This window comes from Nostoc piscinale CENA21, assembly GCF_001298445.1.
Classification (GTDB): Bacteria; Cyanobacteriota; Cyanobacteriia; order Cyanobacteriales; family Nostocaceae; genus Nostoc_B; species Nostoc_B piscinale_A.
Map to the genome: position 1 here is coordinate 5123221 of NZ_CP012036.1, position 22638 is coordinate 5145858.

General features: G+C 43.0%; 16 protein-coding genes, 1 tRNA gene and 1 pseudogene. 3 read left to right on the top strand and 15 right to left on the bottom strand.

The features are described 5' to 3' along the window. Positions 1–4: 4 nt before the first annotated feature. Positions 5–3226: a DISARM system SNF2-like helicase DrmD gene (gene drmD, locus ACX27_RS21910; RefSeq protein WP_062295500.1), complete on the bottom strand. Its 3222-nt coding sequence runs from the start codon at positions 3224–3226 to the stop codon at positions 5–7. 557 nt (positions 3227–3783) lie between these two features. Further along, a complete protein-coding gene (locus ACX27_RS35470) occupies positions 3784–3945 on the bottom strand; it encodes a hypothetical protein (protein WP_015115426.1) in 162 nt (53 codons plus the stop codon). 162 nt (positions 3946–4107) lie between these two features. Between ACX27_RS35470 and cas12k the strand changes: the two genes are divergently transcribed. After that, the gene (cas12k, locus tag ACX27_RS21915; RefSeq protein WP_062295502.1) at positions 4108–6015 is read left to right on the top strand and encodes a type V CRISPR-associated protein Cas12k; all 1908 of its coding nucleotides are present in this window, start codon (positions 4108–4110) and stop codon (positions 6013–6015) included. Positions 6016–6892: 877 nt separating this feature from the next. Here cas12k and ACX27_RS21920 read toward each other — a convergent pair. The 3 genes from ACX27_RS21920 to ACX27_RS21930 form a co-directional block, all read right to left on the bottom strand. Beyond that, positions 6893–6966 (bottom strand) — tRNA-Pro (locus ACX27_RS21920). Between the two features lie 150 nt (positions 6967–7116). Next, entirely contained in the window at positions 7117–7413 is a 297-nt protein-coding gene (locus ACX27_RS21925) for an IS5/IS1182 family transposase (RefSeq protein WP_062295504.1), read from the bottom strand. Positions 7414–7558: 145 nt separating this feature from the next. Continuing rightward, positions 7559–8056 (bottom strand): molybdenum cofactor biosynthesis protein MoaE, encoded by a 498-nt coding sequence (locus ACX27_RS21930; RefSeq protein WP_062295506.1) that lies wholly within the window; start codon positions 8054–8056, stop codon positions 7559–7561. A gap of 225 nt (positions 8057–8281) precedes the next feature. On the opposite strand from ACX27_RS21930, the gene ACX27_RS21935 reads away from it, so the two are divergent. Next, positions 8282–10738, top strand: a complete 2457-nt coding sequence (locus ACX27_RS21935; protein WP_062295518.1) for a PAS domain-containing protein — start codon at positions 8282–8284, stop codon at positions 10736–10738. 296 nt (positions 10739–11034) lie between these two features. Here the strand turns inward: ACX27_RS21935 and ACX27_RS31925 are convergent. The 9 genes and pseudogenes from ACX27_RS31925 to ACX27_RS21980 all read right to left on the bottom strand — a co-directional run. Continuing rightward, positions 11035–12067 (bottom strand): annotated as a pseudogene (locus ACX27_RS31925) (IS630 family transposase); the annotation flags it as partial. Between the two features lie 201 nt (positions 12068–12268). Beyond that, positions 12269–13699, bottom strand: coding sequence for a hybrid sensor histidine kinase/response regulator (locus ACX27_RS34190; RefSeq protein ID WP_418006378.1), 1431 nt, complete (start codon positions 13697–13699; stop codon positions 12269–12271). 17 nt (positions 13700–13716) lie between these two features. Next, positions 13717–14253 (bottom strand): response regulator, encoded by a 537-nt coding sequence (locus ACX27_RS34195; protein ID WP_235526318.1) that lies wholly within the window; start codon positions 14251–14253, stop codon positions 13717–13719. Continuing rightward, positions 14246–16396, bottom strand: a complete 2151-nt coding sequence (locus tag ACX27_RS21955) for an ATP-binding protein (protein ID WP_062295522.1) — start codon at positions 16394–16396, stop codon at positions 14246–14248. Before ACX27_RS21955 ends, ACX27_RS34195 begins: the two co-directional genes overlap by 8 nt. A gap of 84 nt (positions 16397–16480) precedes the next feature. After that, positions 16481–16897: a four helix bundle protein gene (locus ACX27_RS21960; RefSeq protein ID WP_062295524.1), complete on the bottom strand. Its 417-nt coding sequence runs from the start codon at positions 16895–16897 to the stop codon at positions 16481–16483. Positions 16898–17010: 113 nt separating this feature from the next. Continuing rightward, entirely contained in the window at positions 17011–18015 is a 1005-nt protein-coding gene (locus tag ACX27_RS21965; protein WP_062295526.1) for an ATP-binding SpoIIE family protein phosphatase, read from the bottom strand. A gap of 1 nt (position 18016) precedes the next feature. Continuing rightward, positions 18017–18415, bottom strand: a complete 399-nt coding sequence (locus tag ACX27_RS21970) for an anti-sigma regulatory factor (protein WP_062295528.1) — start codon at positions 18413–18415, stop codon at positions 18017–18019. Then, positions 18402–18806, bottom strand: a complete 405-nt coding sequence (locus ACX27_RS21975) for an STAS domain-containing protein (protein WP_062295531.1) — start codon at positions 18804–18806, stop codon at positions 18402–18404. Before ACX27_RS21975 ends, ACX27_RS21970 begins: the two co-directional genes overlap by 14 nt. 17 nt (positions 18807–18823) lie before the next feature. Then, the gene (locus ACX27_RS21980) at positions 18824–19675 is read right to left on the bottom strand and encodes an STAS domain-containing protein (protein ID WP_062298498.1); all 852 of its coding nucleotides are present in this window, start codon (positions 19673–19675) and stop codon (positions 18824–18826) included. 83 nt (positions 19676–19758) lie between these two features. Between ACX27_RS21980 and ACX27_RS32540 the strand changes: the two genes are divergently transcribed. Further along, a complete protein-coding gene (locus ACX27_RS32540) occupies positions 19759–19911 on the top strand; it encodes a hypothetical protein (protein WP_158507411.1) in 153 nt (50 codons plus the stop codon). A gap of 371 nt (positions 19912–20282) precedes the next feature. On the opposite strand, the gene ACX27_RS21990 is transcribed toward ACX27_RS32540, so the two are convergent. Next, positions 20283–22544, bottom strand: a complete 2262-nt coding sequence (locus tag ACX27_RS21990; protein ID WP_062295534.1) for an FdhF/YdeP family oxidoreductase — start codon at positions 22542–22544, stop codon at positions 20283–20285. Positions 22545–22638: the final 94 nt, after the last annotated feature.

Below are 22638 nucleotides of genomic sequence, written 5' to 3' on the forward strand. Positions count from 1 at the left end.
CCCCTCAACCCGAAACTGGCCACAAATAAATCAATCCCACAGGTTCAACTCGCACCGCCCTCACTTCGTAGGAAGCCTCAATTCGGGCAGGTTCAGTATTAATTTCTTCAGCAAGTGCTTTCAGTCGCTTCTCCCAGTGGCGACGGTCTGCTTCTAACTGCCGTTTTTCCTCGACTGGGAACTCTGCAAACGGAATTGATAGCTGGATAGTTTTGGTTTGTTCAATTTCCTGCTTACGTTGGCTAATACGCTGCTGCTGCTGTTCGAGAATTTTTTTCATCTCCACAGCTTCTTTTTTGCCCCGTTCGGTTAACTTTTTCTCAGCCCTTTGCGCCAAAGTATTGGCACGGCGTTCTAAATGGGGAATCAAATCAGCAATATCTTGAGTAGCATTCTGTTTCAGCAGTTCCTTAACCGTCTGAGATGCTTTTTGCAAACGAGGAGAAGCTAAAGAATCTTCCAATAAAGCCAGTACGTTGTCTTTCTCACCTTCGTTTAACGGTTGTAGCTTCTTGCGTCCCCTCGCGGCTGGGTCTGACCATTCCGCCGCGATCGCAATTACTTCGTCATGCAGCCGTGACGCACCCTGTCCGTAAACCGATAACCGTCCCAAGGCGAGAACTTTAGGAATTGGGTCATCAGTCAGACAAACGCAAGCGCGGGTTAACTCATCATGTAAAAACCCTTGGGCTAAAAATCTCCCTAAAAGACGCTGTACCACCCGATGTTCTAAATGCAGGTGAACTACATCCCCATCCAATGAACCAGGGTCACGAAATACTACCGGACGAATTGCTGCTTCTCGTCGCCATTCCCAAGGCTTTTGTCCTTTCTGGCGTGGCAATCTTAAGGTATCAAGTGTAGTCGCCCATGTGGGGTCTGCGCGTTGGTCAAGGGGTGGAAGCGTCCAGCGTGCAGTAGCCGAGTCTTCACAAGCTTCTTGACTATCAACTGGGGTGAGGGGAGTTGCACCAAGAATTTCCAATGATGCGGAAATAGCATTGCGGAAGTGTTCATCACTCAGTCCCAACCAATCCCGCGATGTTTTTAGCATCTCCTGTAACTGCGATAATTCTTTGGTTAATTCTTCCTTCCGTAGTCGATTTTCTTCCAGTTCCTCGTTAATGACTGATAAGTTGGGTAAATCAGCTTGTTGAATGGATGCAGTTATACTATTTACCTGATTGTGGCGAATACCACCTTCCAGCAACCGCGATAAATTCTTCTGCACAACTGGCGACAGAACTCCCAATTCTTTTTGAATTGTTTCGGTCTTCTTCACCAGCACTTTCAATACTTTGTCCTCTGTCCGTTGCGCTAAAACAAAGTAGTAGCAGTGAACAATAGGCGATCGCTGTAATTTCCTGTCAATACGCCCGTTGCGCTGTTCCATCCTCGACGGGTTCCAAGGCACATCAAAATGGAATAGGTCAGCACAATTGTTTTGCAGGTTTACCCCTTCCCTTGCTGCATCCGTGGCTATGAGAATGCGGAGGGGGTGACGCGATGGGTCAGCATTAAAAGCATTTTTGATAGCTTCCCGGCGTTCTTCACCAATACCGCCATGAAATACATCAATGCGATCGCGTTCTCTATCTGAGAGAGCGATCGCTTCTTGAAGCTTTTGCTGTAAGTAGCGTTTTGTATCTGTATATTCAGTAAATATAATGACTCGCTTCTCTAACCAAGCCGCATTAGGTTTACCCAACTCAGGACAGAGGTTTTGTTTAATCCATGCCACCAACTTTTCAACTCGTGGGTCTGCTTGATATCTAGCTTGGTTCGCTACATCGGTCATCTCTTCTAAAATTTCCGATTCCCGACTGCCTAACCCAAAGCTTGCAGCCTGTCCGGTCGCAACCGTTACCTGAGTATCTTCTTCTGCTTGTACTTCTTCTTCTGCTAGTTCAGCCCGTTCATCGTCAGCACCGGGGGATTCTAACAGCAATGGTAAATTATCGATGGCGTTTCCAGAACGGTTAACAGATTGTTTCTCAATAGCCGCCCGATGAACTTTTAAAGTACGTGCAAAAGCTTCAATGGAAGACAGCAGACGCTTTTGCAACGAAGTGATTACTAGCATCGCCGCATTCTGCGTTGACTTTGATGCTTCTTTCAGCCTTTCTTCCCTTAGACTGCGGTATTCTTGCAGCAACCGCGACAGCTTCAATTCCGGTGCATCTTCTGGAAGGTTATCAATAACGATAGGAATCACCCGCCGTTCAGGAAACTCTTCGCCAATTTCCCGTAAATCTTGCTTTAATCGCCGCACCATTACCGTATCTAACAGCTTGCGATCGCGCACAGGTACACCTCGACAAAACCTTTGCGGGTCAAGGATTTCTAACAAAGCTGCAAAACTATTGGAATGTCCATTATGAGGTGTAGCAGAAAGGAACAGCTTATGTTCAAACCTGGGGGCTATGTCACGGACAGTGCGTGTTAACTGAGAATCTACGGCGTACTTTGCACCACTAGCTGGGGCTGCGTTGTGTGCTTCATCCAGAATCAGCATTGAGCCGCCTGCAAAATCTCCCAACCAATCACGCAAAGGAGCAGCATAGGTTTCATCACGTAACAAAGCATGAGAAATAATGAAACGGCTGTGAGTTGTCCAAGGATTAATCCCATAACCCCGTTCTTGACGACGACTAGCTACGAACTCACGGTCAAAAATCACAAAAGTTAGCCCAAAGCGGCTTTCCATTTCTTCTTGCCATTGCCGTACAACCGACGGCGGGCAGGAAATCACGACACGGCGAACTTTTTGCCGCATCAACATTTCTCTTAAAATCAGCCCTGCTTCAATGGTTTTCCCCAAACCAACATCATCAGCAATAAACAAACCAACTCTCGGCATTAATAAAGCCTTACGTAGCGGTTCAAGTTGGTAAGCTTTGACTTCAATACCTGCTCTGTAGGGTGCTTGAAAAAGTTTCGGGTCAGTTGAGGTAACGCAGTTCCAGCGCAGAGTGTGGAGATAAGCGGAGAATAAACGAGGATTATCAAAACCTCGGTTTACTATAGATTCCCAGGAAGTTTTACCTATGACTTTCGCATCGACTTCCCTTTCCCAGAGAACTTCTAACTGTTCTCCTAACGCATCATCTTCTAGACATGAGAGGCAAACTAAAGTGTCTTCCTTTACAGAAGGTTTAGCCACTACATCTTCTACAAGATACTGCCGCGATCGCACCCGCACAATTTGACCATTTACAACATTCATTCCCTACACCAACTACAGAGAAGTTATTTTTTGCATGGGAAATTACCTGTGAAGCGATTGATCGCCTACAGTAGCAAATCCGCAGATTTGAATTGGGTATAAGAATTTAGTATTGAAAAAGGTATTTAAATATACTTATAAATTCGTTTGTTAAAAATACTGTTGTTTTTTGATACTTAATTCATGGACAGATTTTTTGATTTATTTAAGTCATTTGAGTTTATTTAGTCGAAATATTGATATATTCCACCTATCAAAAACATACATAATTATGGTTTTTCAGTGAAAATATATACTAATATTCCTGTTTAAAATCTAGCAATGCTCGTTTAAAAGTGCATTAGTATGAATACTGAGAATTGGTATTAATTTCAACTAAGTTAGTCTAGCTTATATGTGATTGTGGTGGTTAGATTTGATGAGAAGATGCGATCGCGTTGCACCGTCTATATAAGGACTTTGATAAGAAATACCGGAACCAAAAATGTTCCAGAATATAACCGCCATTACTAAGAATTAGTTAATCCACAAACAAATCCTATTGCTTATAACTCAATCTATTTGTCACTAGACGTAGATTCATGTTTTTTCAACCATTCCTTGATAGCCTCCTCCAAAGCCGCAGTCTGCGTCAATTCCAGACGCGCACAGGCAATTTCAAACGCGATTTTTAAGTCTTTAGGGAGTCTCCCCCGAACTTCTCTAGTTTCTTCTGCCATCCTAATTTGAAGCCAAAGCTTGCGGCCTCCATTTTTGCACAGCCTCTCAGGAAAAACACATTTGCGGCATTGCGCTATTGCGGTATTGCGCTATAATATAGTAAGTAAAAAAACAATTAGTCACCCTGTCAGTTTTACCGAAACCACAAAGCTGAGGACACCATGAGCGTTATTACCATTCAATGTCGCCTGGTTGCTGGAGAAGACACCTTACGCACGCTGTGGGAACTCATGGCTGATAAAAATACACCATTGGTCAATGAATTATTGGCACAGGTAGGAAAACACCCAGAATTTGAACCCTGGTTAGAAAAAGGCAAAATACCTACTGAATTCCTCAAAACACTTGTTAACTCCCTCAAAACTCAAGAACGTTTTGCCGATCAACCTGGACGCTTTTACACCTCAGCGATCGCTCTAGTAGATTATGTATATAAATCTTGGTTCGCCTTACAAAAACGAAGAAAGCGGCAAATAGAAGGGAAAGAACGTTGGCTGACAATCCTCAAAAGTGATCTACAACTCGAACAAGAAAGCCAATGTAGCTTAAACGCAATTCGTACTAAAGCCAACGAAATCCTTACTAAACTTACTCCCCAGTCCGAGCAGAATAAAAACCAGAGAAAGAGCAAAAAAACTAAAAAATCTGCAAAGTTACAAAAATCTTCACTTTTTCAAATTCTTTTAAACACTTACGAACAAACACAAGAGACTCTTACTCATTGTGCGATCGCATATCTGCTCAAAAATAACTGTCAAATTAGTGAACTCGAAGAAGACTCAGAAGAATTTACTAAAAATAGACGCAAAAAAGAAATAGAAATTGAGCGATTAAAAGACCAACTCCAAAGTCGCATACCTAAAGGTAGAGATTTAAAAGGGGAAGAGTGGTTAAAGACTTTAGAAATTTCTACAGCCAATGTACCTCAAAATGAAAATGATGCAAAAGCTTGGCAAGCAGCACTATTAAGAAAATCTGCTGATGTCCCCTTTCCTGTGGCTTACGAATCTAACGAAGATATGACATGGTTGCAAAATGAGAAAGGTCGTCTCTTCGTTCGGTTCAATGGCTTGGGAAAACTAACCTTTGAGATTTACTGCGATAAACGTCATTTGCACTACTTCACACGCTTCCTAGAAGATCAAGAAATTAAACGCAATAGTAAAAACCAATACTCAAGCAGTTTGTTTACTCTGCGTTCAGGAAGGCTTGCTTGGTCGCCAGGAGAAGACAGAGGTGAACCCTGGAAAGTCAATCAACTACATCTTTACTGCTCTTTAGATACTCGGATGTGGACTATTGAAGGAACTCAACAGGTAGCTGATGAGAAAAGCACAAAAATAACCGAAACTTTAACAAAAGCGAAACAGAAAGATGAACTCAATGATAAACAGCAAGCTTTTATCACTCGTCAGCAATCCACGCTAGATAGGATTAATAACCCTTTCCCTCGTCCCAGCAAGCCTAATTATCAAGGTCAGCCCTCAATACTAGTAGGTGTTAGTTTCGGTCTAGAAAAGCCAGTCACAGTAGCTGTAGTCGATGTTATTAAAAATGAAGTTCTAGCTTATCGCAGTGTCAAACAACTACTTGGCAAGAACTACAACCTTCTCAATCGCCAGCGACAACAACAGCAACGCCTATCTCATGAACGTCACAAAGCTCAGAAACGGAATGCGCCAAACTCCTTTGGTGAATCAGAGTTAGGACAATACGTGGATAGATTATTGGCTGATGCAATTTTGGCGATCGCCAAAACCTATCAAGCAAGCAGCATAGTTATTCCAAAACTCCGCGATATGCGTGAGCAAATCACTAGCGAAATTCAATCCAGAGCAGAGAAGAAATGCCCTGGTAATAAGGAAGTTCAAAAAAAATACGCCAAAGAATATCGTATGAGCGTTCATCGCTGGAGTTACGGTCGATTAATTGAAAGTATTAAATCCCAAGCTGCAAAAACCGGAATTTTTACTGAAATTGGTACACAGCCAATCAGAGGTAGTCCACAAGAAAAAGCGCGAGATTTAACCGTCTTTGCTTACCAAGAACGTCAAGCCTCTGTAATTTAATTCACTAATCTGAACCTTGAAAATATAATATTTTTATAACAGCGCCGTAGTTCATGCTCTTTTGAGCCAATGTGCTGCGAAAAATCTGGGTTAGTTTGGCGGTTGGAAGACCGTCATGCTTTCTGACCCTGGTAGCTGCCCGCTTCTGATGCTGCCATCTTTAGAATTCTATAGGTGGGATAGGTGCGCTCCCAGCAATAAGGAGTAAGGCTTTTAGCTGTAGCCGTTATTCATAACGGTGTGGATTACCACAGTGGTGGCTACTAAATCACCCCCTTCGTCGGGGGAACCCTCCCAAATATTTTTTTGGCGTGTCAAAGTGGGGGCAAAATCCCCGGAGTCCCGCCAAAACTTTAAAACCCTTATCCAGTCTTGAATTAAGAAACTAGTATGTCAATAAATTTAGTATTTTAATTTTCAGATCGAGACTATTTTAAGCTGACCTGCCAAAGTATGTGTATGGAAAGCTTTGATAGCAAGGGTTCTAGACGGGTCGAGTTTCAACAAGCATCCCGGCTAGGGGTGGGTTGAAAGGCTTTGGAACAGGTTGACGGGATTGAAAAGGCGAAAGTTTCAACAAGCATCCCGGCTAAGGGTGGGTTGAAAGGAAATTTTTGTTGTTACTAGGTGAGATATTTGTTTCAATTAGGAGGGTTGAAAGGCGCACTTCGTTCGGGAATATTCTGAAATTTTTAGCATATTCTACAAGTGTAGTGGGATCACTCCACCACATCACAGTTGCGACATTAATTTGCGAAAAATCAGTATAATTAAATTGACTCTAAAAATAAGTCAAAGCGACGCTAATTTGCAAAAAAACGACATTAATTTGCATATTGCGACACATAATCTGCGAATGTACATCGACACATGCACATCGGGATGACTGGATTCGAACCAGCGGCCCCTTCGTCCCGAACGAAGTGCGCTACCAAGCTGCGCTACATCCCGCTAAAAAAAAGACAATATTTTTATGATTGTACCATAAATATCTGAAAAAAGGAAATATAAAAATCAGCTGCTACTGAACTGTATAGATGACCGAACAAGGCAAAAGTAAAAATTTAAAAGGCAAAAGAAACAATAGACCTCTTGCACGAATCAAGAAAAAAGAGCGAGTTCATAATTGAGAAGTCCAGCAATCAAATTGCATCGTAAACCGAACCTTTTTCTGCGGTTACGATATTTTTCTTTAAGGATGCGAAAAATTTTTAAGCTGCGGTTGATATGTTCCCCAACAACACCTAATCTAGCTAACAAGCGATTATGCTGACGTTGTGAAGTTGGTAAATTGGCACCACGAGGTTTTTTGCAGGGTATGCAGCTAAGAGTATAGAGTTTAGTGATACCTTGGTAGCCTTGATCAGCTAAACATAACTGCGATCGCTCAAAATGCACTTTGGTATTTTTGATCTTCTACACTTAACTTTGGTTGACTACCTTCCCTGCCGCCTGAAGATGAGCTATTTGCTGATCTAATGCCGCCGAATTTTATGCCTGTTCTCTAGACTAAACACGGGCATAGGCAACTACATCGGGAATTTTAGCAATTTTGTCCTGACTGTTCACAAGCACCAATACTCACCCAACTGCTAGATAGTTTACCATCTAGCTCGCTATACCACTCCTTCTTCCAAATTGGCGCGTTATGCTTGAGAGTATCAATAGCATAGCGACAGGCTTCAAACGCCTCACTGCGATGGGGACAACCAACTGCAACTAAAACGCTGATTTCGCCTACTTGTAAACGTCCAATACGGTGATGAATCACAACTCGGTTGATATCAGGCCAAAAGGTGCGAATATCAGCAGCAATTTGATAAAACACCTGCATTGCCATTGGTTCATAGGCTTGATATTCTAAAGCAATTACGGCTTGTCCGTCAGTATTATTCCTGACCATACCACTCATCACTACCACAGCCCCGTTAGCTGGATCATCAGCCTTGGCGTAGATTTCCTCTAAGGATAATGGGACAAAGGTAATTGCAAAACTATCTTCGCTTCTTGGTTTAACGGTAGCAGTCAATGTATTAGTCATAATGGAGTTGATCATAATTTTGGATTTTGGATTGTAAAACAGTTAGTTGGTAATTTTTTAAACAATCTTTTATCTTAGTTGCGTAAGTCTTATAGTCTTTTTACCCAAACCCTACGTTACCCCAGAATTACTGCAAGTTCTGCATAAAATTCTGAATGAACAATGATAAATCAATAAACACATCGTAGGGGAGGTAGGAAAATTTATGACAAACTACTAATCACTATGACTAATCAAGATTCGGCGCTGATTCTGATTGTCGATGATGACTATGTGACGCGAGTTCAATTGCGTCAACTGATGGAATGTGTAGGATATCGAGTCGCAGAAGCTCGTAATGGTTGCGAAGCTATTACTATCTACACTGACTTACATCCAGATATGGTAATTATAGATGCCATTATGCCAGTCATGGATGGATTTACTTGCTGCAATCAACTAAAAAAATTACCTGATATCCAGGATACACCAATATTAATGATTACAGCGGCCTATGACCCAGCATCTGTAGAGCAAGCTTTTGTTGTTGGTGCAACCGACTACATTACTAAACCAATTCAATGGGTCGTATTATCTCACAGAATCCGACATCTTTTAGCAGCATCTCGCGCCATCAAGCAATTACGTCAGCAAAATCAACAGGCGCAATTACGAGAAGCCCAAATGAAAATTGCCTTAGAAGCTGCTCGAATGGGAACTTGGGACTGGGATATAATTACCAATCAAGTTAGTTGGTCAGACAACAAAGAAGCACTGTTTGGCTTAGAATCTGGTAGTTTTGATGGTCAGTATGAAACTTTTCTGCACTATGTTCACCCCCAAGACCGCGAATCTGTCAATATCGCCGTAATCCGAGCAGTTCAAACAAATGCCGAGTATGATGTAGAATTTCGGATTGTTTTACCGGATGGTAGCATTCGCTGGTTAGTGAGCAAAGGTGTAGTTTTTCGCAACGTGGCTGGCGAACCTGTGCGGATGTTGGGGATAGTGATAGATATTACCAAGCGTAAACAAGCAGAAGCTGAACTGCGGCAAAGTGAAGAGCGATTTCAAATTATTACCCGTGCAACTAATGATGTGATTTGGGATTGGGATTTGCTGACGAATCAAGTATGGTGGAATCAAGCTGTACAAACATTGTTTGGCTATCCATTGGCAGAATTGAATGCTGATTTAAGTTGGTGGTATGAACGCATACATCCAGAAGATCAACAAAGAATTGAGACTGATATGTGGGCTGCTATCAATAGCGGTCAACAATATTGGTCACATGAATACCGCTTTCGTCGTTATGATGGTTCCTATGCTTACATTTTAGACAGGGCTTACATTGTCCATGACCAAACAGGTAAACCAGTGCGGATGATTGGTGCGATGATGGACATTACCGAACGTAAGCGAGTACAGGCACAATTGCAATGGCAAAACTTGCGATCGCAATTATTTGCTGATATCACTGTAAAAATTCGCCAGTCTCTCCAAATTGACGAAATTTTGCAAACCAGTGTCACAGAAGTACAAAAATTACTGTGTGCTGATAGAGTTGTGATTTTACGAATACGTTCTAATGGCTCAATCTTGATTTTAAAAGAAGCCGTGGTTCCTGGTTTACCAATGGCCTCAAGTCTGGAATGTAACGAGCCAACTATTGGACAAATGTACCTTTTAAAATACAGTCAGGGAAAAACTAACGCCATTAGTAATTTAGACCAAGAACAAGCAGCAGACATCTCACCAACACATTTGAAAATGCTGCAAAAATTGGGTGTCAAAGCCATTGTTTCGGTACCAATTTTTCTGCAAAATCAACTCTGGGGTTTATTAGTTGCCCATCAGTGTGAACATCCCCGACAGTGGAATAACTGGGAAATTGAACTTTTGCAACAACTGGCAGATCAAATTGGCATTGCTTTGACCCAAAGCAAAGTTCTAGAAACAGAAACTCGTCAACGACAAGAACTTAGCCGTTCTAATGAAGAACTACAAGAATTTGCCTTTATCGCTTCCCATGATTTACAAGAACCGCTACGCAAAATCAAAACTTTTAGCGAAAGGTTGATGATTACTTGCGGTGATTCTTTACCTGAAGCTGCGTCTGATTATTTAGAAAGAATGCAGAATGCTGTTTTGAGAATGCAAACTTTAATTGAAGGTTTGTTAACACTCTCACGGGTAACAACCAGAGCGCAGCCTTTTGTATCTGTAAGTTTAGCGCAAATTACCCAAGAGGTATTATCTGATTTAGAAGTGCTGATTCAACAAACAGGCGCAACCATAGAACTTGGAGATTTACCAACTATCAAAGCTGATCCCTTGCAAATGCGCCAATTAATGCAAAATCTCATTGGCAACGCTTTGAAATTTCATCACACCCAAATCACACCTATTGTCAAAATATATAGTCAACATTTAAATAATCAATCAGCCCAATTAGCCGTGGGTTTGGAATTTTGTCAAATTATCATCGAAGATAATGGTATTGGATTTGAACAAAAGTATAGCGATCGCATCTTTCAAATTTTTCAAAGGTTAAATGGTCGGCGAGAATATGAAGGGACAGGCATTGGCTTAACTATTTGTCGCAAAATTGCCGAACGGCATTTTGGCAAAATCACCGTCAAAAGTACCCTAGGGAAAGGCACAAAATTTATTGTCTCTTTGCCAATTAATTCTCCTGCATAATTTTTCTTCTACCAGAAGTATTATTCCAGTTCTGAAAAATAGGGTTGATTGGACAAACACATCCAGAAACTACCAACAATTTCTCAGCCAAACCAGAGAACTGATGTCTTGAAAGCCAGAATCTAGAATAGCTATTATAAGCTTAAGCATAAATCCAGGAGGCGAATATCTACTTTAAATCAGAAGTTTAGCAATTTAACCTCGAATCATGGTTGAAATTTGACAAACTGTCGAAGATATCAGAATATTTAGGTTTTTTCTCAAGCTTTAATCCATACTAATAAGTATATATAGGACTAATATTTGATTTTTGAAAAAGCTCCGTACATCTGAAGAGTGGGAAAATCAAAGGTAGTGTGACGGATAAACCATTCAAACATCCATTTTAAATGAGAAAATGAAGGGAGCAAAGCACAAAAACGTCGAACCCAGGTTTTGGCTTGCAACCAAACATCCTCAATAGGGTTTTGTGTTGGACAATTAGGAGCAAAACGAACGCAGTGTATTTTCCACTGGTCAGTTGAAAGTCCTTTATTCAGTTCATCCAAAAAATTCTTAATTTCTTGAGAACGATGGTAACTAGCACCATCCCAAAAAATTAATAATTGCTGATTAGGAGACTCATCTAGCAAATAACGTAGATAATCAATCGTATTTTGGGAATTTCCAGCATCATAAGTTTTAAGTATTAATTCTCCTTGAAGATAGTCAATGGCTCCATAATATGTTTGTTTCTCTCGTTCATTGACCACCGGAACCATAATTTCTTGGTCTGTTTTACCCCATATATAACCACTTAAGTCTCCCCACATTAAATGACATTCATCAATCAGTAGCACTCTTAATTTACCTGTTTCAATTTCGCTCCGGTTGTTTTCCAACAATGTTTCAATCTCTTTTTTTTGCATCAACAGCATCTGGGTCGGCTTTTGGGTTAACTTTCGTGTTTTTTTTCCAACTTATTCCTGCTGCTTTAAACAAATCGTAGTAACTTTTTTTCGTTTCGTAAACTACATCGTATTCAAAAGCTAGTTTATACTCTAATTCTCCTATTTCCCAATAATCCTTTGTTTGAAGCCAACTCAATACTTCCTCTCGCTGCTCATTACTCAAATAGCTTTTTCTTCCTTTATAATTTAGTCTTAGACCATCAACACCATTCTCCTCATATACTTGTTTCCAACCTGTTATTGAACCAAGTGAAACACCAAGAATTTTCTTGATTTCCTCATATAAGTAACCTTGATAAACCAGCTTTACTGCTAATCCTTTTCTCGCTTCACGGGCATTTATATTTTGAACTATAAATTCCTCTAGTTCAGCGATCGCCTGCTGCAAGTGCTGATTCAGCATTGTTCTTCCTTATACTTATTACCTGTCTCCGTATTATCTCTTTGTTTTTTTTCAAAAATCAAATATGATTCCTATATTCCTGCAATTATCATTAGTGGTGAGTGTAAATAATGATGTTGTGTCACTCACTTGTTTTTGTATATCTATATTATTTAGTGACTAACACCCACTCCCGATTTAACAACTCCTTGAAGATACCCCTACCGTAGTTAAAATAATCTGCATTAGTACCATTGGCTCAATTGGTTTGGAAATATGCTCTTGAAATCCAGCGGCTATTGCAAGCTGTTGATCAACCTCTCCAGCATAAGCTGTGAGGGCGATCGCCGGAATTTGTCCGCCCTGGTCGGGTAAAAGCTTTCTAATGTGACGAATTAGTGTGTAACCATCCATATTGGGCATACCAATATCACTGATTAGCAGATCAAATTTTGCTTGCTCCAAAATGCTCAGAGCATCATGTGCTGATTGAGCTTGAGTCACTTGAAAGCCATATTGTTCTAGCAAGAAGGCAATCAACTCTCGTGAATCTGTGTCATCGTCTACTAGCAATACTTGCAATCCATGAAAATTAAAGTCTGAGAAATTATGAGGCGCAATCTCATTGTGATTCAATTTTGCTGTCGGGATGAGTGGCAGCCTGACTGTAAACGTTGCTCCTTGCCCTTCTCCAGGGCTGGCTGCCTGAACAGTTCCCCCATGCAATTCAACCAGATGACGCACGATCGCTAACCCCAACCCTAACCCCCCAAATTTTCGGGTTGTCGTCCCATCGGCTTGGCGGAAGTAGTCAAAGACATAAGGCAGAAAGTCACCAGAAATCCCCCTACCAGTGTCGCTGATCGTGATTTGAGCGTATTCCGCAGGATGAGTATCTGATTCTTTTACTGTCTCTAACTGCACCTTGACTTGACCACCCGGTGAGGTAAATTTAATAGCGTTGGTCAGCAGATTCCAAACAACTTGTTGCAGGCGACCAGAATCACCCAACACTTGCCCAACGTTTGGTTCAAATATTGTCTTTATCTGAATAGATTTAGCTTCAGCAGCAAGCCGCACCGTTTCCAGGGCAGCTTTAATAGTAAAAGTTAGGCTGACTGGAACTGTTTTCAAGCTCAACTTGCCTTGGAGAATGCGCGACACATCAAGCAAATCTTCGATTAGTTGTGCTTGCAGCTTGGCATTGCGCTCGATTGTTTCCAGTGCATACTGAGTTTTAGCTGCGTCCTGGTGGTTGGTTTGTAAGATTTTTGCCCATCCCAGAATCGGATTTAAAGGCGATCGCAATTCATGAGACAGCACTGCTAAAAATTCATCTTTGATGCGGTTTGCTTGCTGCGCTTGTTGGGTCTGTTCCTGTAAAGAGACCATCAGCCGATTAAGGTGAGCGTTTTGCTCTTGCAGTAAAGCTTCTGCTCGCTTACGTTGGGTGATATCAGAGAGGATGAAAACAGCACCTGTGAGATTCCCATGTTCATCAAAAACTGGGTCAATGGTTTTGGCAAACCATCTGTCTTGAGAATGAAGTTCTAAAACCTGTCGTTGATGAGTTTCTTTAGCATGGTGAAAGCAAGTTCCGTCTCCGATTCCCCATTCTAAGTTAATCAATTCATAGTAGGTGCGACCTAAAATTTCGCTAGATGCTTGCGAACCAGTTGCATCATCGCTCGATTACAGCGCAACACTCTGCCTTCTTGGTCTACTAGACATACACCATCATTGATAGAGTCAAAAGTCGTTTGCCACTCTCGTGCTGAAGATAAAGCTGCTTCTTCTGCCTGTCGAATTCGCAGCAGCGATCGCACTGTAGCCAGCAGTTCAATAGGTTCAATCGGTTGCACAAGATAAGCATCAGCACCACTGTCTAAGCCTTCTGCTTTATCCTGACTTTGAATAAAACTTGCCGAAAGGTGCAGCACAGGAATAAAAGCAGTTTCGGGATTTGCCTTAATTTGGCGACAAACTTCAAAGCCCCTGATATCTGGTAATTTGACATCCAAAATTACCAGAGCCGGTAGATGCTCAACAACTGCCTTTAATCCTGCTGCTCCGGTTGCTGCTTCCACAACCCTAAAGCCGGCATTTTGCAAAATCCGGGTCACAACGTAACGATTGGCTTCGTTATCATCCACATGGAGAATTGTAACCTGTGACTCAGACATGACTTTCCCCTGAAACCTCTAGAACAAGTCCGGCTTTGACGAGGGCCTCTTGAAGTTGGGCAATCGCTGCCGTTTGAGATCCTGTTTCTTTAGAAAGAATAGCAATACTTTGTTTTGCTAACCATCTGTCCGCTTGGGCATCTAATTGGGCCGATGAGTGGATAATTACGGGAATTGACGAAGTGACTGAATTATGTTTAAGCTCCTTGAGTACATCAAACCCACTGAACTCTGGCATTTCCAAGTCAAGCACGATCGCAGTCGGTTGCTCGCGTTGTGCCAACGCTAATCCTTCCCGTCCATTCGTAGCTTCTAAAATACTCAACGGTGTATTTACTAACAACTGTTTCATCAGATACCGATAGGCAGGGTCATCGTCAATTAACAAAATTTTTTGAGGCTTGTTCTGATTAATTAGCGTATTGAGTTTGATTAATAGCTGTAATCTGTCTACGGGCTTAATCAGAAAACCGTTAGCTCCTAGTGCCAGTGCTTGCTTCTCGTTATCAATGATCGTAATTACGAGTACAGGAATGGTGGAGGTCGTTTCATCTCCTTTTAGTTCTCGCAAGAACGTCCAGCCGTTTTGCCCTTCTAGCATAATATCTAGCAGAATCGCCATCGGTCGGACTTGTTGTAATACTTGCCTTGCCTGGGCTAAGGTGCGGGTAGCAATTAATTGATAGGTTGACTGCTGAAGGTGGTTTTCGTAAATAAATAGCGTTTCTGGATGATCTTCAACTGCTAAAATTGGCAGCCGAGTTGGTTCAAGGGATGCGATCGGTTGCAGTCGGGTTGGAAATTCGGTTGTATAAGGATAAGTGATCGGAATTGATGCCGTAAAGGTGGAGCCTTGACCTAGCTCACTTTTAACCGAAATACTACCGCCCAGTAGCTCCGCTAGCTTGTGTGATAACGGCAATCCTAACCCAGTTCCCTTCACCTGCTTTTGCAGCGAAGACTCAATTTGGATAAAATCTTCAAAAATGCGTTCTTGATCGGCGATCGCAATGCCAATGCCCGTATCAGATACAGAGAATGTCACGGTATGATCGTTCTGCACAGCACTCACGCGCACTTCTCCCTGCTGGGTAAATTTGAGTGCATTCGAGACCAAGTTTCTCAGAATTTGCGCGACTTTGCCCTCATCAGTATAAAGGGGAGCTATGCCTTCAGGTTCCTCCACAATCAACGCAACAGAAGATTCTTGAACCAATAATGGGCGTAGCATTCCCCGCAGCGTGCCGAACAAGTCGCTAACTTCAAAGGAACTAGGACGCACTTCAATTTTTCCCGCTTCCACCTTGGCCAAATCCAACAGGTCATTGACCAGTTCTGATAATCCGTTCGCCGCCTTTTGGATAAATGTCACCTGCTTTTCTTGCTCGACGGTCAAATCACCATCCATCTGGGCTAGCAGCATCCGAGAAAGCGACAGAATCGAGTTGAGGGGTGTACGAAACTCATGGCTCATGTTCGAGAGAAAGCGGGTTTTTAGCTCATTTACCTTTTGCAAAGAGCTTGCCTTTTCATCTAATTCTGCGTAGAGGGCAACCACACCCCGATTAGTATCTTCCAGTTCCCGATTGATTTGGGTCAGTTCTTCCTCGCGCTTGCGTAGCTCTGCCATTGCCCGTAGTAATTCCTGGTTTTGTCGCTGGATCTCTTCATAGGGATTTTGGGGCGATCGCTCCATCACAGTTTCGCGAATCTGCTGCAATTGCGAATCGGTAAAATTAGGTGTACGCTTCGACAATTTTTTGCTCATCACCACCGTTGTTCCCTGTCCCGGCAGCGATTCTATTTCAAAGACATCTATCAGTTTGCGGCTACCCATAATGCCTAGCCCCATGCCTGTACTAGAGGTATAGCGTCCTGCCAAAACCTCTGCCAAATGAGGAATTCCCTGACCCTGATCCTGAATCCGAATCACAAATGTCTGCGGTTCTCCTGCCACAGAAAATTCAACTGTTCCACCTCTGGCATACTGAAAAGCGTTACGGGCAATTTCTGAAACTGCCGTTGCCAATCTTGCCTGGTCTTGGGCAGCAAACCCCAATTGCTCGGAAATCTCACGAGTTCGCTGCCGAGCTTGCACAACATCCTGTTCGTACTGGATTTCGACGGTGAAAATAGTTGTCATATCAAGTCCGGTTAATCATTTATAATTAGAACCAAATTAAATGAGTAATGGGTAATGAGTAATGAGTAATGAGTGGATTATTTTTTATTTTTCTTTCAATTTGTTGATTGAAGTTGTTAATATTTTAATAATTCTTTCATTCTCTTCTATCAGATTTTGAAATTTTGATTTTGACACAAACTCCGATTTTATCATTATTTTTATCCAATAAAGGGTTTCATTGGCTTCCTTTAAGGCTATAGAATACTTATTGATAAAGTCTTTATTTGATTGTGCATATTTGAGCCAGTGCTGTGGGCGGCTTTGCCGACTTGAAGCAACTGGCGTAGCTTCTGAACAGTTTGCACCTATTGATGTCCCGCTTCTTAAAAATTGTTTAGACAAGATTTTGCCAGCGTCGTCAAAAGGTCTTTTATTTAGCTCAGAATAAGCTTTGATAACTCTGATTGCAAAATTTTCTGTTCTTTCTTGAATACTGATATTTGCGCTATAATTAATCATAAGTAAAAAAGAATGTGATAATTCAATTTTACTTTATGAATAATGAGGTATTTACTCATTACTTATTACTCATTACTCATTACTTATTACTCATTACTTATTAGCCTTCTGCCTTAACTGCCCATTCCTTTAGCCACTAACACCGTCACATCGTCCCGCTCTCGGTTAAAGTCCCGGTATAACACGCCTGCAATCAGGCTGGGATGTTTTTGACTCAAGCCTGGATAGCGATCAAGCTGCCACTTAGGATCTAATCCGTCAGAATGCATAATTAAAAGTCCGTTTGCATACCAGGGGTAGCTAAATTCTTGAATCTTGCGGATTTCATGTCCTACCGTGCCGTTGTGAGACAGCAGATGGTGGCGTTTAGCGAAAGAGAAAATGCTGGCAGCGATATTACCAATTCCGGCAAAGCGGACAGACTGTTGTTCAAAATCGATTTCGGCAATGGCGAGTGCTGCTCCTCGCGTACTTCGCAAGGCAGCGTGGGCAGCTTCAATGATCGCACCAGGAGAGCGATGATGTTCTTGAAAAATTTCTACGGCTTTTAAGGAAGCAGTAGCCGCCGCAGAACCATGCCCTAAGCCATCGGCTACTAACAATAGGCTACGGCAATTATCCATTTGATATGCCCAAGCATCTCCAGAAATTTCTTCCCCTCGCTTGGGCAAAGAGATCACCCCAATGTCTAAAGTTTTGTGGGGCGAATGGAGTGCCGAGTTTGACCAAAGGTGAGAGAGGACAGCCGTACCTTTGTTGGGAATAGAGTAAATTTCAAATAAACCAGACAGGCGACGAATTGCCCCTAATCCATTGCCTAAGGTTCCGGCTGTGGAAAAGCCATCTTGCAAACACTCATCCACATCAATCATTCCCCGTCCTTTATCTAAGGACAAGACTTCAATCCCGATGGCTGATTCGTGTTCGAGCAATCTTAGCAATAACACACCGCCCTGAGCGTGCTGGATCAGATTATTCGCCACCTCTGTCACCACAATACCAACCTTGCCCCGTTGGATTTCCTGAAAACCGAGCCGAGTTGCTAAAGCGATCGCTACCCGTCGCGCTTCTCCCGTCTGGCTAGATTCAGTAATTGGAATAGCGACAGATTCTCTCATTTTATTTCCATCGTACAATTATTACCCGTGTTCCTTCTCCCACCGCAGACTGAATTTCAAACTCGTTTGCCAGTCGTTTGGCACCGCCCAGTCCCATCCCTAACCCGCTCCCAGTGGTGAATCCATCCTTCAGTGCCATCTCAATATTGGGAATTCCCGGCCCCTGATCTTCAAAAGTTAACCGGAGTCCTCGTTTTCTTCCTTCTTGAAGCATTTCTAGCTTGACTGTGCCACCTTCCCCGTATTCTAGGGTATTGCGGGCTAACTCACTGGCTGCGGTCACAATTTTAGTTTGGTCTACTAAACTTAAGCCAATCTCTACGGCCATCTGGCGCACAGCTTGCCGAACTAATACTATATCTATAGAAGTTTGAATATTGAGCGTTTCAGTCTGCTGCATCGTCATCTGCACGCCATTTGACCTGATTTTTGGTTTTATTCAGCGAAGAGCGCAACAGTGCCATACCCTTTTCTACGTTTAAGGCAGTCCAAATGTCCGTCAGCGACAGCCCCAATTCTACCAAGGTAATTGCCACAGCAGGCTGCATCCCAACGACAACTGTTTGGGCATCCAGCACCCTTGACATTCTGGCAATGTTTCCTAAAATCCTCCCAACGAAAGAATCAACAATCTCTAACGCAGAGATATCAATCAATACACCGTCAGCATTAGTTTGAGAGATGCGGTTGGTCAAGTCATCCTGTAGTGTCATAGCAAGCTGATCGTGCATATCCACTTGGATTGTCACAAGCAGGAAATTGCCCATTTCGAGTATCGGAATGTGTTCCATTCTTTTCTCCTGCCTACCTATTTGGGTTGAGATCGGGTAATGGTAGCTCCCAAAAGTTTTAGTGCAGAGAGAAAGGCATCGGCTAACGTTGCCTTTGTTGTAACATCAGTCAAATCAATGCCGAGATAAACGATCGTTTGGGCAATTTGAGGACGAATGCCACTGATCATACAATCGGCTCCCATGAGACGGGCAGCTGTAACTGTCTTAAGTAGATGTTGAGCAGTGAGAGTATCCACGGTTGCAACCCCGGTAATGTCTATAATGGCAACTTCTGACCCCGTTTCCACAATTTTCTGCAATAACGACTCCATCATCATTTGAGTCCGCGTACTATCCAGAGTGCCGATAATGGGTAATGCCAAAATTCCCTCCCAGAGTTTAATTACTGGGGTAGACAGCTCCATCAACTCTTCCTGTTGCCGCAAAATCACTTCTTCGCGCGCTTTTTGATACGCTTCCATTGTCAGCAATCCCAGCTGATCTAGTAGGTTGGTGGCTAACCATATCTCTTCACCTAACTCAATGGGGTCTTGTAATTGCTGACGCATTCGGTTGAACAGGGGTTGCTTGAACGAAAAGACAAATGTAGCTGTTTCCGAGGGTGTGAAACCTTGTTGCGATCGCGATCGAGAGATGCCGGTTAGCATCGAGCGCATCTCTTGCCACTCCCCTGCCTGAATATTGCTCAACGTTCCCTGTCCAACGGCGAGCCGAAACAAGCTCAGGAATTCCCGGCACTCCTCTTGTAGCTCTGCTTCTTTGATCAAGCCTCTGCGAATATTGATAGTAGCTAACTCCTGAGTCCACTCCAACAGCAAGTCTGCCTCAAAGGTTTCTAGGATCGCCGGTATCTTACTTTCACTCATTGTTCCTCTAAAGGCAACAGTTTTCATTAGTTCCCAATTTAGTTTATGACGATTCAGCTGAACCTAATAGCTGAAGTTGGAAATTGAGTTATGCTCGTTTTTCGATAAAAATCATCCACTTCTGGAAAATCTCATCCCGTCCATCATCAGGCGCAACAAACTTATACACACTCTCCCGCTTACCCCTCGGCCCCAACCGCCCCACATACGCGACAGCCGCAGATCAACCTTATTGAGTAACTTCTGTGCGATCGCTACCGGAGTCAGTTTCTCCGAAATAGTTACGTTCAGGTAATTCTTGATCAGGTACAGATGCTGTAGTGCGCGAACCTTAAACTCCTGCATCCGTTCATCAGAACCCCGCAACCGCTCTCCAGATGTAAGCAACTGCAACAGATTCAGTCTTTCCAAGAACAATTCGCAATTCGCAATTTGCAATTGAGAACCCAATGTCAGTAATTTATTTTAAATACAAGCACCTCAAAACCTCGAAGCGTTATCTATAAATTGCGAACTGGAGTATTTAACAGAAATTCGTCAACTGTTGTCCTTTTGGTTGACTAATAGTGGGTCTCCAGGTTGAAATAGCCGCTCAATGTGGCGATCGCTATTTTCCATAAACTACCACCGGCACCCGTTTGTAAGCAGGCGTACCGCAGCGTGTTTCTGTTCTGGCTTTAAAAATGACATTCACCTCCGGATAAAACATCAACGCTGCACCTTCTCGCACAGCCCCGTAAATCACTTCCACGTTCTCTAGTTTGTCGGCATCGCCCTGTACTGTAACGAGATCATGTTGGGCTAACCCAATCTTTTCTGCATCCAAGCGATTCATCAAAATGCAGTGGCGATGGGGCATTCCCCGGTACTGATCGTCAATTTTGTAAACCACAGTGTTGTGTTGGGAATAACTGCGTCCAGTCATTAATGCCAGTACAAGACTATTTGCTCTTTGATCAATGTCAAAGTCTTGAGGTTGAGGTAGAGCTAGATTTGGCAGTGGCGTAGTTAACATTTTTGCCTTGCCTGACGGTGTTTTAAAATGGGGTTCGGTGACGATGCGCCCAGAGATGATGAACTCTTCGCTAGTGTCGTCAATCGTCGCAATTTTTTCATAGCCAGGAATAGTTGTGGCAATCAGTTGCCGCACGTAGCGAGTATCTTGCAGTTTACGCCACTCGACAGGATACTTACCCAGCAACCGATGGGCCAGTTCAGTTAAAAACTGAACTTCGGAAATTAAATCTGCATTCTTGAGGTGAGTTTTGCCTTCATCATTGAGGCGTACAAAGTTGTTACCGGATTCAACAGTGGTTTTGTGTGGGTTTTCAAATCGGTTGAGGACGGGAATAATGATTGTGTGAGTTTTCGCCAATCCGTGAAAGTGCCCAATATTGGGTTTAGTAGCGAGATAGATGATGGTATCGATGTTACCCAATGCCCGTTTTGCCTGTGCTGAGTCAGGATTAGCACCATATATATTACCACCTACACACATGAGACTATCTACTTTGCCCGCTTCTGCTGCTTCGATGAGGTCACGAGTATGATAACCCTTGGGTAAAGAGAGCGATCGCCCCAACAACTGCTCCAACGCCTGCTTAATCTCTTCTTTGAGCTTCACAGTGACACCCATTGAGCCAAAGCCCTGCACGTTGGAATGTCCCCGTACTGGCATAACTCCGGCTCCCATTTTGCCAATCTGACCGCTAATCAATGCTGTATTGGCGATGCTATAGACATTATCCACACCATTGGTATGTTGCGTAATTCCCATTGCCCAACCAAAGACCACACCTTTTGATGTGCCGATGATGGTTGCGGCGGCGGCAATTTCTGGCTGGGACACACCGCAGGTAGTCGTGATAGTTTCCCAAGAAAGCGATCGCGCCTGTTCTAATACCGCTTCCCACCCTTGGGTATGCGCTTGCAAAAAGTCGTACTGCACAAACCCCTGTTCAATTAACGCCTTCTGAATGCCCACAAACAGTGCCACATCACTACCGGGAATCGGTTGGAGATACAGCGAAGCAATCTCAGAACCAGGAATCAAAGACTTAACTGGGAATGCCGGAGAGCCAAATTTCACCAATCCAATTTCCATCACCGGATTGATCACAATCACTTTGCCACCCCTGTCTCGCAGTTTGATCAACTCATTCATCAAACGTGGATGGTTATAAGCAGAATTTGCCCCTGCTAACACTACACAATCTGCCTGCTTCAAACTTTCCAGGCTGACGATTGAGGTGTTTGTGCCAAACATCTCCTTGAGTGCGGTTGTGGAAGGAGCATGGCACAAATCTGAACAATCTGCCAAATTATTTGAACCCAAAGTTCGCAGCAGTAGTTGTAGTAAAAATGCCGCTTCGTTAGAGCCGCGCCCAGAACTGTAGGATGCAACTCGCTCTGGTGGTTTCTTAAAGGCATCTGTGGCGATCGCATAAATTTCATCCCAAGAAATGCGCTCATAGTGGTCACGACCTGCCCGTCGAATCACAGGAAAGCTCAGTCTTCCCAATCGATCCGCTTCCATAGAAGATAGCTGTTGGAGGTCAGCAATCTTGTGGTCATCAAAGAAGTGGACTGGAACTGGAGGTTGGATTTCGGCTGAAATTGCTTCTACACTTTTCATGCAGCGTTGTAATTTCTCACCCGCTTCATTGGTGAATCCACCTTTTTGTCCACCAGTCCCCCAGGAGCATGACAGGCAAGCACTCTTGTGAAACAGGGTTTTCCAAAGATGTGGCCCTTCTGGTGAGAGAGTGTGCTTTGCCCAATACTCAATTACAGGCAACCCACCACCAATCTCTGGGGTATTTTCATTGGTTTCGTGGAAGGGCGGTTGGGGCTGGGGGTTGGTATCCATCTGGTTGCAGCAACAAATCGGTTCATTTTGTGCAACTTATCGCAATTTACTAGACACGAGAATTCCTCATTAGGTAGATTTTCGCGCTTTCTAC